The sequence below is a fragment of the Ectopseudomonas chengduensis genome (assembly GCF_900102635.1).
In the GTDB taxonomy this organism is placed as follows: domain Bacteria; phylum Pseudomonadota; class Gammaproteobacteria; order Pseudomonadales; family Pseudomonadaceae; genus Aquipseudomonas; species Aquipseudomonas chengduensis.
On record NZ_FMZQ01000004.1, the window covers coordinates 51,316 to 63,577 of the forward strand.

Here is a 12,262-nt window from a genome sequence, read left to right on the forward strand (position 1 = left end):
TGGGCATCAGAATACCCGCCGCAGCTGTAATCTTTGCTTGAAATTTCCCCACGGCATTCGCTCAGCACCTCGGCTAACGTAGCGGCCTGTCTTTTTTCGGAAGCACTCGATGGACTCCATAACCCAGGCGGTACTCGGCGCCAGCATCCAGGGCGCATTGCTCGGTCGCTGGCAAGGGCGCAAGGCGCTGCTCTACGGCGCGATGCTCGCCACCGTTCCCGATCTGGACGTGGTCATGGAATACGGCGATGCCGTGGCCAACATGACCTACCATCGCGGTTTCAGCCACTCGCTGTTCGTCCTCAGCGGCTTTGCCCTGCTGCTGACCTGGCTGGCCAGGCGCTTTCGCCCTCACCCCGGTTACTCGGCCAATCGCCTGCTGCTGACGCTGTGGCTGGTGCTGATCACCCATCCCTTGCTGGATGCCTTCACCAGCTACGGTACCCAGCTGTTCTGGCCGCTGATGCCGACACCCACGGCCTGGTCCAGCCTGTTCATCATCGACCCGATGTATACCGTGCCGCTGATCGCAGCGGTGGTGATCAGCCTGTTCACCGGCCTGCGCGAGCAGAGTTGGCGCGTACCGGCCGTGGCGCTGGCCGTATCGACGCTGTACATCGGTTTCAGCCTGGCCGGCAAATTCATGGCCGAGCAGCGCGTGGAACGCGAGCTGGCGCGCCAGGGCATCCAGGCCGAACAGCTGTTCACTACGCCGACGCCACTCAACACCCTGCTGTGGCGCGTCATCGTGCTCGATGGCGAGGACTACCACGAAGCCCTGGTCGGCTGGTTCGATGATAAGCCGCCGCAACTGCAACGCCTGCCGCGCGGCACGCACCTGCGCGAGCAACTGACGGACTCGCCCATGCACCAGCGGCTGGAGTGGTTCACCGGCGGCGTGCTGCGCTACGACCAGGTGGGTGAGCGTTTGATCGTCACCGATCTGCGTCTGGGCATGACCGGTTTTCATCCCTTCCGCTTCGACTTCGCCCACCTGCAGGACGGCCAATGGCAGGTGCACGAGCGCATCGACCGCCTGCCCTTCGACCGCGGCGAAGCCGAACATCTGGCCCTGCTGTTCAAGCGCATCTGGCAACCGCAGCTGGAGATTCCACTGCTGGCCTGGGCCGGCGAGTTGCAGAAACCGCTTTTAACTGAGACTCGCTCGCACTGACAGCGTTACTATCGGCGTCCACTCCTATTGAGGCAGGACGCCTGCAATGCTGTTTCGCCGCTTCGAATCCCTGATCGACGTCTTCAAACCAAGCCCCGACGTCGCCCCGCCAACCGGTATGCTGTGCTTCTACGGCCACTACCTGAAACAGGTGTGGCCGCTGATGCTGGCGGTGCTGATCATCGGCTTCTTCGCCGCCCTGATCGAGGTCGCGCTGTTCAGCTTCCTCGGCCAGTTGATCGACATGGCCCAGGCCAGCACGGATGCCAGCAGTTTCTTCAGCGAGCACCAGAACGAGCTGCTGTGGATGCTGCTGGTGGCGCTGATCATCCGCCCCGTGGTGTTCGGCCTGCACAACCTGCTCACGCACCAGGCAGTCAATCCGGGCCTGACCAACCTGATTCGCTGGCAGAACCACCGCTACGTACTCAAGCAAAGCCTGAGCTTCTTCCAGAACGACTTCGCCGGGCGCATCGCCCAGCGCGTGATGCAGACCGGCCCCTCGCTGCGTGACTCGGCTATGCAGGTGATCGACGCGCTGTGGCATGTGGTGGTCTATGCCGGCAGCGCGCTGTACCTGTTCGCCGCCGCCGATCTGCGCCTGGTGGTACCGCTGTCGTTGTGGATAGTCGGCTACAGCGCGGCGCTCTGGTACTTCGTGCCGCGCATCAAGGCGCGCTCGGCCGCCGCGTCCTCGGCGCGCTCGAAGGTCATGGGGCGCGTGGTCGATGGTTACAGCAACATCGCCACGCTCAAGCTGTTCGCCCACTCGCAGGAAGAGGAAAGCTACGCCCGCGAAGCCATGCAGGATCTGCTCGACAAGTTCCGCCTGCAGTCACGCACCATCACTGCGCTGGATTTTCTCATCACCTGCCTCAACGGCGTACTGATCGTCGGCACCGGTGCCCTGGCCCTGTGGCTGTGGAGCCAGTCGCTGATCACTACCGGCGCCATCGCCCTGGCGCTGGGCTTGGTGATCCGCATCAACAACATGGCCGAATGGATCATGTGGGTGGTCAACGGCATCTTCGAGAACGTCGGCACCGTGCAGGACGGTATGCAGAGCATCGTTCAACCACGCCTGGTGCTCGACCACGCAGATGCCAAACCGCTGCAGGTGACGCAGGGCGGCGTGCGTTTCGAGGACATCCACTTCCACTACGGCAAGAAGGGCGGCGTGATCAGCGGCCTGGACATCGCCATTGCACCCGGCGAGAAAATCGGCCTGGTCGGCCCCTCCGGCGCCGGCAAGTCGACCCTGGTCAACCTGCTGCTGCGCCTGTACGACCTGGAAAGCGGACGCATCCTGATCGACGATCAGGACATCGCCACGGTGACTCAGGAAAGCCTGCGCGCCAACATCGGCGTGGTGACCCAGGACACCGCCCTGCTGCACCGTTCGATCCGTGAAAACCTGCGCTACGGCAAACCCGATGCCAGCGACGACGAGCTCTGGCAAGCAGTACGCAAGGCCCGCGCCGATGCCTTCATCCCCACCCTCGATGACAGCCAGGGCGGACGCGGCATGGATGCTCAGGTCGGTGAACGCGGCGTGAAGCTGTCCGGTGGTCAGCGTCAGCGCATTGCCATCGCCCGCGTGCTGCTCAAGGACGCGCCGATTCTGGTACTGGACGAAGCCACCTCGGCACTGGACTCGGAAGTGGAGGCGGCCATTCAGGAAAGCCTGGATAGCCTGATGGAAGGCAAGACGGTGATCGCCATCGCCCACCGCCTGTCGACCATCGCACGGATGGATCGCCTGGTGGTGATCGACCGGGGGCAGGTCATCGAAACCGGCACCCACGCCGAGCTGATTGCCCACGGCGGTCTGTATGCACGCCTGTGGCAGCACCAGACCGGTGGTTTCGTCGGGGTGGAGTAGAGTGAGGCTTGTGTAGGAGCCGGCTTGCCGGCGATGCGATTGATACGCCCATCGCCGGCAAGCCGGCTCCTACAGAATCAAGGTCGCAGCCTTACTCCGCAGCCGGCTTCTTGCGCTTGAGCGGCGCGCTGCCATCGGCACTGACCAGCACAGAAGGCTTGCCAGCAGGACGCGGACCGGTCTTGCGCTTGGAGGCGGTGGCTTTCTTCGGATCTTTCTTGTCGGTCTTTTTCTTCTTGCTGCCGGCGGCCTTGCCCGAGGCCTTGAGGTTCTTCGGCCCCTGGTAGATGCCTTTCAGCTCCTTGATGGTACGACGCTCGAAACGCTGCTTGAGGTAGCGCTCGATGCTCGACATCAGGTTCCAATCGGTGTGGCAGATCAGCGATACCGCCAGGCCTTCGCCGCCGGCACGGCCGGTACGACCGATGCGGTGCACGTACTCGTCGCCGGAACGCGGCATGTCGAAGTTGATCACCAGATCCAGGCCTTCGACGTCCAGACCGCGCGCAGCCACGTCGGTGGCCACCAGGACCTTGACTGCTCCCTGGCGTAGGCGGTCGATGGCCAGCTTGCGGTCCTTCTGATCCTTCTCACCGTGCAACACGAACGCCTTGACCCCGGCCGCCACCAGCTTGCCGTAGAGACGATCAGCCTGGACGCGGGTGTTGGTGAAGACGATAGCCTTGTCGTAGGTCTCGTTGGCCAACAACCAGTCCACAAGCTGTTCCTTGTGATAGTTGTGGTCGGCCGTGATGATTTGCTGGCGAGTACCCTCATTGAGCTGGCTGACGCTGTTGAGCATCAGGTGCTGCGGGTCCTTGAGCACCTTGGCGACCATCTCGCGCAGGCCATTGCCGCCAGTGGTAGCGGAGAACAGCAGGGTCTGGTGCGGGCCGCAGGCCTCAGCCAGGCGCTGGGCGTCCTCGGCAAAGCCCATGTCGAGCATGCGGTCGGCTTCATCGAACACCAGCACCTCGACCTCATCCAGCGGCAGATTACCGGCGTTGGCATGCTCGATCAGCCGGCCCGGCGTACCGATCAGAATGTCGATCTTGCGCATCATCGCGGCCTGCACCTTGAAGTCCTCACCACCGGTAACCAGACCGGCCTTGAGGAAGGTGAACTGGGCGAAGCGCTCGACTTCCTTGAGCGTCTGCTGCGCCAGCTCACGGGTCGGCAGCAGAATCAGCGCACGAATGCTGAGGCGCTGCTTGGAGTTGCCATCGCCGAGCAGCCGATTGAGCAGCGGCAGGACGAAAGCGGCGGTCTTGCCACTGCCGGTCTGGGCGATCACCCGCAAGTCCTTGCCCTCCAGCGCAGGCGGAATCGCTGCCGCCTGCACCGGAGTCGGCTCGACGAAATTAAGCTCGGCCACGGCTTTGAGCAGGCGTTCATGCAGGGCGAATTGGGCAAACACGGGGGCACTACCTCAAAGAAATCGACAAAACGATGCATAGCCTAACGGTTTCCGCCGTCGGGGCCGAATTTCTTTGCATGAAACTCGCATTCAGGCGACGACGGACGGCTGTCTGGAGTCGCTATCCGGCAGGAGCGGGCCGGAATCGGGAGCGCGCGCCGGATATCCAATTCGCATCACTACCCGAGAGCGCTGCCCATGCCCATCAAACCCCAGACCACTCTCAGTATCGGCCTGTGCGTCCTGTTGGCCGCATCGCCAGTGCTTGCCAACCCGCCTCCCGGCAAAGGCAAACCGGGCCAGCATGATGGCGTCCAGATCGATCTGCGCGGCCCGACCGTGGATGTTGAAAGGGTGCGCATCATCCTCGGCGACAATCGCCAATTGATCGGCCCAACCTCCTCCCTGCCACCGGGCATCGCCAAGAACCTGGCTCGCGGCAAGCCGCTGCCACCGGGTATCGACAAGAACTTCGACAGCCGCCTGATCTCGCGCCTGCCCTATTACGAGGGCTACGAATGGAAGCAGATCGGCCGTGACGTGGTGCTGCTCGCCATCGCGACGGGGATCGTCTAGGAAATTCTGCGCAACGTTCTCGAATGAGAGACTATCGCGCAGCCATCCGACAAGCGGTACGGCGCACGACGAACTTGTCTCGGCGGCGCCACTCCAATGTTCAGATGGCCCGCCCGAGGTGCAATGATGAACCCGTCACTGATCTATCACGTCACTTCGAGCCTCGATGGCTACATCGCTCGCCCCGATGGGCGCATCGACTGGTTCGACTCACTACGCCAGGCCGATGAAGAATATGCCTTTCAGTACTTCTACTCCGGCATCAACGCACTGCTGATGGGCCGAGGCACTTACGAGGCCCTCCTCAAGCGCGGCGGCCCATGGCCCTACCCCGGCAAACCCTGCGTGGTGCTGACTCGCCTCGCCCTGCCGTGCGCGGCTGACGAAATCCAGCTGATCCACTGCACGCCTGCTCAAGCCGTGGCGGCATTGAACGAAGCCGGCTTCCAGCGTATCTGGCTGGTCGGCGGCAGCCTGCTGGCGGGTAACTGCTACACCGCCGGGCTGATCGACGAGGTGGTGATCAACCTGGTGCCGCACCTGCTCGGCGCCGGCATCCCGCTGCTGGCCACGGGCATGGAACGCAGCCTGACCCTGAGCGACCAACGCCGCTTCAACAGTGGCACCCTGCAGGTGCATTATCGGGTGCAGAAGCAGGCCAATATGCGCACGCAGATCCCCGCGCCGCGTATCAACGTGGCCTGATGCTCTCGCGCTGCTGCTTGCGCAGCAGCCGAGCGCTGTCCCAGCCAACCAGCAGCACAGCTCCCCAGATCGGCAGATAGGTCAGCCATTGCCCGCTATCGAAGCGCTCGCCCAGCACCAGCAGCGCCACGGCGAACAACAGCACCGGCTCGACGTAACTGAGAATGCCGAACAACCCCAAGGGCAACAACCGGCTCGATGCCATGTAGGCGGCGAACGCCAGGGTGCCGATCAACGCCATCACCGGTACCAGCAGCCACAGCAAGGGACGATCGCTGAACGCCCCCACCGGCCCGTAAGCGATGATCAGCCAGATCGCCAACGGTGCCAGCACCAGCATCTCCAGCACGAAACCGGACAACGCATCCAGACGCATCCAGCGGCGCAGCATGAAATAAGGCGGGTAACCCAGCGCGGTGATCAGCGTCAGCCAGGAAAACGCCTGGGTACGCCACAACTCGTGCAGCACGCCGAGCATGGCGCAGGTCACCGCCAACTGCTGCAGCGGGCGCAGGCGCTCGCCGTAGAACAGTCGGCCGGTCAGCACCATCGCCAACGGCAGCAGGAAGTAGCCCATGGACACTTCCAGCATGTGCCCGGCCAATGGCGCGCAGAGAAACAGCCCCCACTGCACGCCGATCAGCGCCACTGCCAGCGGGCAGGCGGCCAACAACAGCGGCTCGCGACGCAGACGCACGAAGCTCTCGCGCAGCAAGCTGGTCTGCCGCGCCAGCAGTACCAACAGCAAGACCAGGGGAATCGACCAGAGCACGCGCTGAGCGAATATCTGCACGCCATCGAGCGGCGTCAGCCACTGCACGTAGCCAGGCAACACGGCAAACAGCATCGACGCGCCAACCGATAGCGCCACACCCCGCCCGGACAGTTGCATCAGTGCACCTCGGCAGGCGTACGACGCGTGCGCCCCAGATTGACCAGCGGTAGCGAAGCGGCGATCACCACACCGCCCAGGGCCAGGCGCAGCAGGTCAGCGTCGTGATTCCAGATCAGCAGATTGACCAGCAAGCCGGCAGGCACCAGTGCATTGTTCATCACTGCCAGGGTGCCGCCATCGACCAGGCTGGCGCCTTTGTTCCACCAGTACAGTCCCAATCCGGACGCCGCCACACCAAGCCAGACCAGCACGCTCCACTGCAGTGCGGTGCTCGGCAGTCGCTCGCCGTTGCCCAGCAGCAGGAAGGCCGGCAGCGCGATCAACAGCGCGCCCAGGTAGAAGAAACCAAAGCGCTTGTATTGCGGCTCGGTGGAGGGGTGTTTGAGCAGCAGATGCTTGTACAGCACCTGCCCGGCGGCGAAGGTGAAGTTGGCCACCTGCAGCAACAGGAAACCGAGCAAAAAGCCGCTGCTGATACCGTCATAGCGGATGATCCCGGCGCCCAGCACCGCGACCAGAGCGGCGACCAGCGCCCAGGGGTTGAATCTGCGGTTCAGCGCATCCTCGATCAGCGTCACATGCAGCGGCGTGAGGATGGTGAATAGCAGCACCTCCGGCACCGTGAGCACCGAGAAGCTCAGATACAGGCAGACGTAGGTGATGCCGAACTGCAGGGCGCCGATCAGCAGCATGCCGCGCACGAACGCCGGAGCATGACCGCGCCAACGGGTCAGCGGCACGAACAGCAAGCCGGCAATGACGATGCGCGTCAGCACCGCAAAATAGCTGTCGACCCGACCGGCCAGGTACTCACCGATCAGGCTGAAGGAAAACGCCCACAGCAGGGTCACGATCAACAGATAGCGCATGGTCACCTCAGGAACAGGCGGCGACCTTAGCGCGTTCATCGCGGACGTACAATCGACAGCAGGCGAACCCCACCGGCCTCACGTGCAAGCCGTCGCCACCGGGCAAGAGCGTGTCGCCAGGCCCACGTAAAAAAGCCGGTCATTGCTTGCGCAATGCCCGGCAGAAGCGCCCAGGAGCCCAGGCGCCAGGAGAGTCTCGGATCAGGCCACTTCAGCCAGCTTGGCTTTGGCCTGGGCCAGGCCTTTTTCGCTGAACTCGGCGCCCAGGTTCAGGCCTTCGGCATGGATGAACTGCACGTCATGGATACCGATGAAGGCCAGTGCCTGGCGCAAGTAGGGCTCCTGATGATCCAGCGCGCTCCCGGCGTAGATACCACCACGGGCGGTGAGCACGAAGGCACGCTTGCCGGTCAGCAGGCCCTGGGGGCCGGTTTCGGTGTACTTGAAGGTGACGCCGGCGCGCAGCACGTGATCCAGCCAGGCCTTGAGGGTACTGGGGATGGCGAAGTTGTACATCGGCGCAGCCAGCACCAGCACATCGGCAGCCAGCAACTCATCGGTGAGTTGATTGGAGCGGGCCAGGGCAGCCTTCTCGGCATCGTTCTGCTGCTCGCTCGGAGTCATCCAGCCACCCAGCAGCGTGGCGTCGAGATGCGGTACCGGCTCGGCCGCCAGATCACGCACCTGGACCTGATCAGCCGGGTGCGCAGCCTGCCAGTTGGCGATGAATTGCTGGGTCAGTTCGCGGGAGACCGAACCTTGCTGGCGGGCGCTGCTTTCGATTACGAGAATACGGGACATGTCAGAGGCTCCATCGAGGTGGTTACGAGTCGATGGAACACAGAGTAGAGATACGACTTTCGATTAAAAAGCGCAAATATCCGCTTAAATATATCGACTAAATTGATTTATCGAGCCATCGCATCTAGGCTTTCATCACTTCAGGTTGCAGGTCAGGTTGATCCGCAGGCGAATCACGCTACGGGTGAACTTGACCGTCATGTTGCTGCTGGCGCCAGGCGCCAACACGGTACGCCGGGTACGTGGCGCTTCGGGGCCATTGCGGAACACCGCGCTGCACTCGGCCTCGCTCTGGCCATAGTTGTAGAGCATCAGCGCCGCCATGTTGTGGTCGATTTCCTGAGTGGTCGCGGAGACCTCGGCACCGTTGAACTGTTTTTCCACCTCGATGGGATAGGCATGGGCAGCCAACGGTAGAAAGGCGAACAGCAAGCAGATTATTTTTTTCATCGGTGCTCTCCAACATGGGATCGCCAGTGTAGGTGGAGATCGTCGGCGATAACAGCCGACTCAAGCAGGATGATGTGATGAAAGCTCCTCGTGTAACCCTGGATCAATGGCGCACGCTGCAGGCCGTGGTGGATCAGGGCGGTTTCGCCCAGGCTGCCGACGTACTGCACCGCTCGCAATCCTCGGTCAGCTATACCGTGGCGCGCATGCAGGAACAGCTCGGCGTACCGCTGCTGCGCATCGATGGCCGCAAGGCCGTGCTCACCGAGGCCGGCGACGTGCTGCTGCGCCGCTCGCGGCAACTGGTCAAGCAGGCCAGCCAGCTGGAAGATCTGGCTCACCACATGGAACAGGGCTGGGAAGCCGAGGTGCGCCTGGTGGTGGATGCCGCCTACCCCACCGCCAACCTCGTCCGCGCCCTGACCGCCTTCATGCCGCAGAGCCGCGGCTGCCGTGTGCGCCTGCGTGAGGAGGTGCTGTCCGGGGTCGAGGAAGTGCTGCTCGAAGGCACCGCCGACTTGGCCATCAGCGCGCTGAACATCACTGGCCACCTCGGCATCGAACTGGGTGAAGTGGAATTCGTCGCCGTCGCCAACCCGGAACACCCACTGCACCGCCTGCAACGTGAGCTGAGCTTCCAGGATCTGGAAGGCCAGATGCAGGTGGTCACCCGCGACAGTGGCCGACTGCAGCCGCGCGACGCCGGCTGGCTCGGCGCGGAGCAGCGCTGGACGGTAGGTAGCCTGCCGACCGCACGCACCTTCGTCAGCAGCGGCCTGGGCTTCGCCTGGCTGCCGCGCCATCTGATCGTCCGTGAACTGCAGGATGGTCTGCTGAAACCTCTGCCCCTGACTCAGGGTGCTATCCGCAAACCGCGCTTCTTTCTCTACAGCAACAAGGAACGCGTGCTCGGCCCGGCCACGCAGATTCTCATTGAGCTGATCAAGAACTTCGATGCCGCCCCTCTGGACGCGCCCTTCGCCGCACCACAGTCGACCAACTGAGAGCCCCGCCATGCCCTACTTCGACAACGACGGCTGCCAGCTGCATTACGAGGACTATGGCCACGGCGCGCCGCTGCTGCTGGTGCATGGCCTGGGTTCGAGCACGCGCGACTGGGAATACCAGATTCCCGTGCTCGCCCAGCATTACCGGGTTCTGGCACTGGACGTGCGCGGCCATGGCCGCTCGGACAAACCACGCGAGGCTTATCGCATCGCCGACTTCGCCGAGGATGTCGCCGCCCTGATCGAACACCTGCAACTGCCCCCGGTGCATCTGGTGGGCATCTCCATGGGCGGCATGATCGGCTTCCAGCTTGGCGTCGACCGCCCCGAGCTGTTGCGCAGCCTGACCATCGTCAACAGCGGCCCGGAGGTGAAGGCCAAGAGTGCGCGGGACTGGCTGGAAATTGGCAAGCGCTGGACGCTGTCGCGCCTGCTCAGCCTGGATACCATCGCCAAGGCGCTGGGCAAGTTGCTGTTCCCCAAGCCCGAGCAGGCCGAATTGCGGCGCAAGATCGAAGAACGCTGGCCGCAGAACGACAAGCGTGCCTACCTCGCCAGCCTCGACGCGATCATCGGCTGGGGCGTGCGGGAACGCCTCGATCGCATCACCTGTCCTACCCTGGTGATCAGCGCCGACCACGACTACACGCCTGTTGAACGCAAGCGCGAGTACGTGGCAGAAATGCCCAACGCGCGCCTGCTGGTGATCGAAAATTCGCGCCATGCCACACCACTGGATCAACCGGAACGCTTTAATAACGCCCTGCTCGCCTTTCTCGGCGAGACTGCCAACAAGGAAAACTGACCATCATGCTCAAGCAACTCGTTCTCGCCACCGGCGCCCTGCTGCTGTCGACCAGTCTGCTCGCCGCGGAAAACCCCAAGGTGTTGCTGACCACCAGCCTCGGCGAAGTGGAAATCGAACTGGCCGCCGACAAGGCGCCGATCAGCACGCAGAACTTCCTCAAGTACGTCGACAGTGGCTTCTATGCCGGTACCCAGTTCCATCGGGTAATTCCAGGTTTCATGGTCCAGGGCGGCGGTTTCGATGCCGACATGCGCCAGAAGGACACCGACGCACCGATCAAGAACGAGGCCGACAATGGCCTGCACAACGTCCGTGGCACCCTGGCCATGGCTCGCACGCAGGTACGCGATTCGGCCACCAGCCAGTTCTTCATCAACCACAAGGACAACGCCTTCCTCGACCACGGCTCGCGCGACTTCGGTTACGCAGTGTTCGGCAAGGTGACCCGTGGCATGGACGTGGTGGACAAGATCGCCCAGGTCCCCACCGGCAACCGCGGCATGCACCAGAACGTACCGCGCGAGCCAGTGCTGATCATCGACGCCAAGCGTCTTTAAGACACCGATGTAACCCGTAGCCCGGATGCAATCAGGGAGATTGCTATACGCCCTCCCCGGATTGCATCCGGGCTACGAGCCCCACGAACGACAAAGCCGCCCAATTGGGCGGCTTTTCATTCGATCTCGCGAGCTAGAGTCATGCAATACCGATGGCGGCCCCACAAAAACAGGCGAGAAAGCGGAGTGTGCTGTAGCACATGAGCATGACTCGCTTCGCTCGCCCCTACGGGGCCGCACTAAAGTGCGTTGGCCGCAAGCGGCCTGCCGAGCCTGTTTTTAACGCAGCAGGGCCGACGCGCAGCAGATCGACGGCTTACTTCTCGACGAAGGCACGCTCGATCAGGTAATCCCCCGGCTCACGCATGCGCGGGGAGATCTTAAGACCGAAGCTGTCGAGCACTTCGCTGGTTTCGTCGAGCATGCTCGGGCTGCCACAGATCATGGCGCGGTCGTCCTGCGGGTTGATCGGCGGCAGGCCGATATCGGCGAACAGTTTGCCGCTGCGCATCAGGTCGGTCAGACGGCCCTGGTTCTCGAATGGCTCGCGGGTCACGGTCGGGTAGTAGATCAGCTTGTCCTTCAGGGCATCACCGAAGAATTCGTTCTGCGGCAGGTGCTCAGTGATGAACTCGCGGTAGGCCACTTCGTTCACGTAGCGCACGCCGTGAACCAGGATCACCTTCTCGAAGCGCTCGTAGGTTTCCGGGTCCTGGATCACGCTCATGAACGGTGCCAGACCGGTGCCGGTGCTGAGCAGATAGAGGTGCTTGCCGGGGTTGAGATCATCGAGCACCAGCGTGCCGGTGGGCTTCTTGCTGATGATGATCTCGTCGCCTTCCTTCAGGTGCTGCAGCTGCGAGGTCAGCGGACCGTCCGGCACCTTGATGCTGAAGAATTCCAGATGCTCTTCCCAGTTCGGGCTGGCGATGGAGTAGGCGCGCATCAGCGGGCGGCCATTGTCCTGCTGCAGACCGATCATCACGAACTGACCATTCTCGAAGCGCAGGCCCGGATCACGGGTGCACTTGAAGCTGAACAGCGTATCGTTCCAGTGGTGGACGCTGAGCACGCGCTCGACGTTCATATTGCTCATGATGATTTCCTCGAAGAACTTCAGC

Annotated in this window: 13 protein-coding genes; 7 read left to right on the top strand and 6 right to left on the bottom strand. The window is 62.9% G+C overall.

The features are described 5' to 3' along the window. Positions 1 to 109: 109 nt before the first annotated feature. Positions 110 to 1,174, top strand: coding sequence for a metal-dependent hydrolase (locus tag BLS08_RS08515; protein WP_017677926.1), 1,065 nt, complete (start codon positions 110 to 112; stop codon positions 1,172 to 1,174). A gap of 46 nt (positions 1,175 to 1,220) precedes the next feature. After that, on the top strand, positions 1,221 to 3,056 hold the full coding sequence (locus BLS08_RS08520; RefSeq protein WP_090336369.1) for an ABC transporter ATP-binding protein: 1,836 nt from the start codon (positions 1,221 to 1,223) through the stop codon (positions 3,054 to 3,056). 91 nt (positions 3,057 to 3,147) lie between these two features. On the opposite strand, the gene BLS08_RS08525 is transcribed toward BLS08_RS08520, so the two are convergent. Then, complete coding sequence (locus BLS08_RS08525) at positions 3,148 to 4,473, bottom strand: DEAD/DEAH box helicase (RefSeq protein ID WP_004423534.1); 1,326 nt, start codon at positions 4,471 to 4,473, stop codon at positions 3,148 to 3,150. Between the two features lie 198 nt (positions 4,474 to 4,671). Here BLS08_RS08525 and BLS08_RS08530 point away from each other — a divergent pair, with 198 nt between their 5' ends. Continuing rightward, on the top strand, positions 4,672 to 5,049 hold the full coding sequence (locus tag BLS08_RS08530; protein ID WP_090336371.1) for an anti-virulence regulator CigR family protein: 378 nt from the start codon (positions 4,672 to 4,674) through the stop codon (positions 5,047 to 5,049). Between the two features lie 126 nt (positions 5,050 to 5,175). After that, positions 5,176 to 5,754: a dihydrofolate reductase family protein gene (locus tag BLS08_RS08535; protein WP_090336445.1), complete on the top strand. Its 579-nt coding sequence runs from the start codon at positions 5,176 to 5,178 to the stop codon at positions 5,752 to 5,754. Here BLS08_RS08535 and rarD read toward each other — a convergent pair. The 4 genes from rarD to BLS08_RS08555 all read right to left on the bottom strand — a co-directional run bounded on the left by rarD (position 5,741) and on the right by BLS08_RS08555 (position 8,769). Then, positions 5,741 to 6,646 carry an EamA family transporter RarD gene (gene rarD, locus BLS08_RS08540; RefSeq protein ID WP_090336373.1) on the bottom strand — a complete coding sequence of 302 codons (906 nt, stop codon included), beginning with the start codon at positions 6,644 to 6,646 and terminating at the stop codon, positions 5,741 to 5,743. The genes BLS08_RS08535 and rarD overlap by 14 nt on opposite strands. After that, on the bottom strand, positions 6,646 to 7,518 hold the full coding sequence (locus BLS08_RS08545; RefSeq protein ID WP_075746037.1) for a carboxylate/amino acid/amine transporter: 873 nt from the start codon (positions 7,516 to 7,518) through the stop codon (positions 6,646 to 6,648). The genes rarD and BLS08_RS08545 overlap by 1 nt, the downstream gene beginning before the upstream one ends. A gap of 201 nt (positions 7,519 to 7,719) precedes the next feature. After that, positions 7,720 to 8,319 carry an FMN-dependent NADH-azoreductase gene (locus BLS08_RS08550; RefSeq protein ID WP_017677933.1) on the bottom strand — a complete coding sequence of 200 codons (600 nt, stop codon included), beginning with the start codon at positions 8,317 to 8,319 and terminating at the stop codon, positions 7,720 to 7,722. A 135-nt stretch (positions 8,320 to 8,454) separates the two neighbouring features. Continuing rightward, positions 8,455 to 8,769, bottom strand: a complete 315-nt coding sequence (locus BLS08_RS08555; RefSeq protein WP_090336375.1) for a 3-phosphoglycerate kinase — start codon at positions 8,767 to 8,769, stop codon at positions 8,455 to 8,457. Positions 8,770 to 8,846: 77 nt separating this feature from the next. Between BLS08_RS08555 and BLS08_RS08560 the strand changes: the two genes are divergently transcribed. The 3 genes from BLS08_RS08560 to BLS08_RS08570 are packed head-to-tail and all read left to right on the top strand — an operon-like array spanning position 8,847 to position 11,141. After that, positions 8,847 to 9,773, top strand: a complete 927-nt coding sequence (locus BLS08_RS08560; RefSeq protein WP_017677935.1) for a LysR family transcriptional regulator — start codon at positions 8,847 to 8,849, stop codon at positions 9,771 to 9,773. Positions 9,774 to 9,783: 10 nt separating this feature from the next. Then, positions 9,784 to 10,581, top strand: a complete 798-nt coding sequence (locus BLS08_RS08565; protein ID WP_017677936.1) for an alpha/beta fold hydrolase — start codon at positions 9,784 to 9,786, stop codon at positions 10,579 to 10,581. Between the two features lie 5 nt (positions 10,582 to 10,586). Then, positions 10,587 to 11,141, top strand: coding sequence for a peptidylprolyl isomerase A (locus BLS08_RS08570; protein ID WP_017677937.1), 555 nt, complete (start codon positions 10,587 to 10,589; stop codon positions 11,139 to 11,141). A gap of 316 nt (positions 11,142 to 11,457) precedes the next feature. Here the strand turns inward: BLS08_RS08570 and fpr are convergent, their stop codons facing one another. Further along, positions 11,458 to 12,237, bottom strand: a complete 780-nt coding sequence (gene fpr / locus BLS08_RS08575) for a ferredoxin-NADP reductase (protein ID WP_026041990.1) — start codon at positions 12,235 to 12,237, stop codon at positions 11,458 to 11,460. Positions 12,238 to 12,262: the final 25 nt, after the last annotated feature.

Excerpts from the sequence above, each read along its gene's own strand:
- BLS08_RS08515 (WP_017677926.1), top strand. The coding sequence starts at position 110 with ATGGACTCCATAACCCAGGCGGTACTCGGCGCCAGCATCCAGGGCGCA.
- BLS08_RS08520 (WP_090336369.1), top strand. The coding sequence starts at position 1,221 with ATGCTGTTTCGCCGCTTCGAATCCCTGATCGACGTCTTCAAACCAAGC.
- BLS08_RS08530 (WP_090336371.1), top strand. The coding sequence starts at position 4,672 with ATGCCCATCAAACCCCAGACCACTCTCAGTATCGGCCTGTGCGTCCTG.
- BLS08_RS08535 (WP_090336445.1), top strand. The coding sequence starts at position 5,176 with ATGAACCCGTCACTGATCTATCACGTCACTTCGAGCCTCGATGGCTAC.
- rarD (WP_090336373.1), bottom strand. The coding sequence starts at position 6,646 with ATGCAACTGTCCGGGCGGGGTGTGGCGCTATCGGTTGGCGCGTCGATG.
- BLS08_RS08545 (WP_075746037.1), bottom strand. The coding sequence starts at position 7,518 with ATGCGCTATCTGTTGATCGTGACCCTGCTGTGGGCGTTTTCCTTCAGC.
- BLS08_RS08550 (WP_017677933.1), bottom strand. The coding sequence starts at position 8,319 with ATGTCCCGTATTCTCGTAATCGAAAGCAGCGCCCGCCAGCAAGGTTCG.
- BLS08_RS08555 (WP_090336375.1), bottom strand. The coding sequence starts at position 8,769 with ATGAAAAAAATAATCTGCTTGCTGTTCGCCTTTCTACCGTTGGCTGCC.
- BLS08_RS08560 (WP_017677935.1), top strand. The coding sequence starts at position 8,847 with ATGAAAGCTCCTCGTGTAACCCTGGATCAATGGCGCACGCTGCAGGCC.
- BLS08_RS08565 (WP_017677936.1), top strand. The coding sequence starts at position 9,784 with ATGCCCTACTTCGACAACGACGGCTGCCAGCTGCATTACGAGGACTAT.
- BLS08_RS08570 (WP_017677937.1), top strand. The coding sequence starts at position 10,587 with ATGCTCAAGCAACTCGTTCTCGCCACCGGCGCCCTGCTGCTGTCGACC.
- fpr (WP_026041990.1), bottom strand. The coding sequence starts at position 12,237 with ATGAGCAATATGAACGTCGAGCGCGTGCTCAGCGTCCACCACTGGAAC.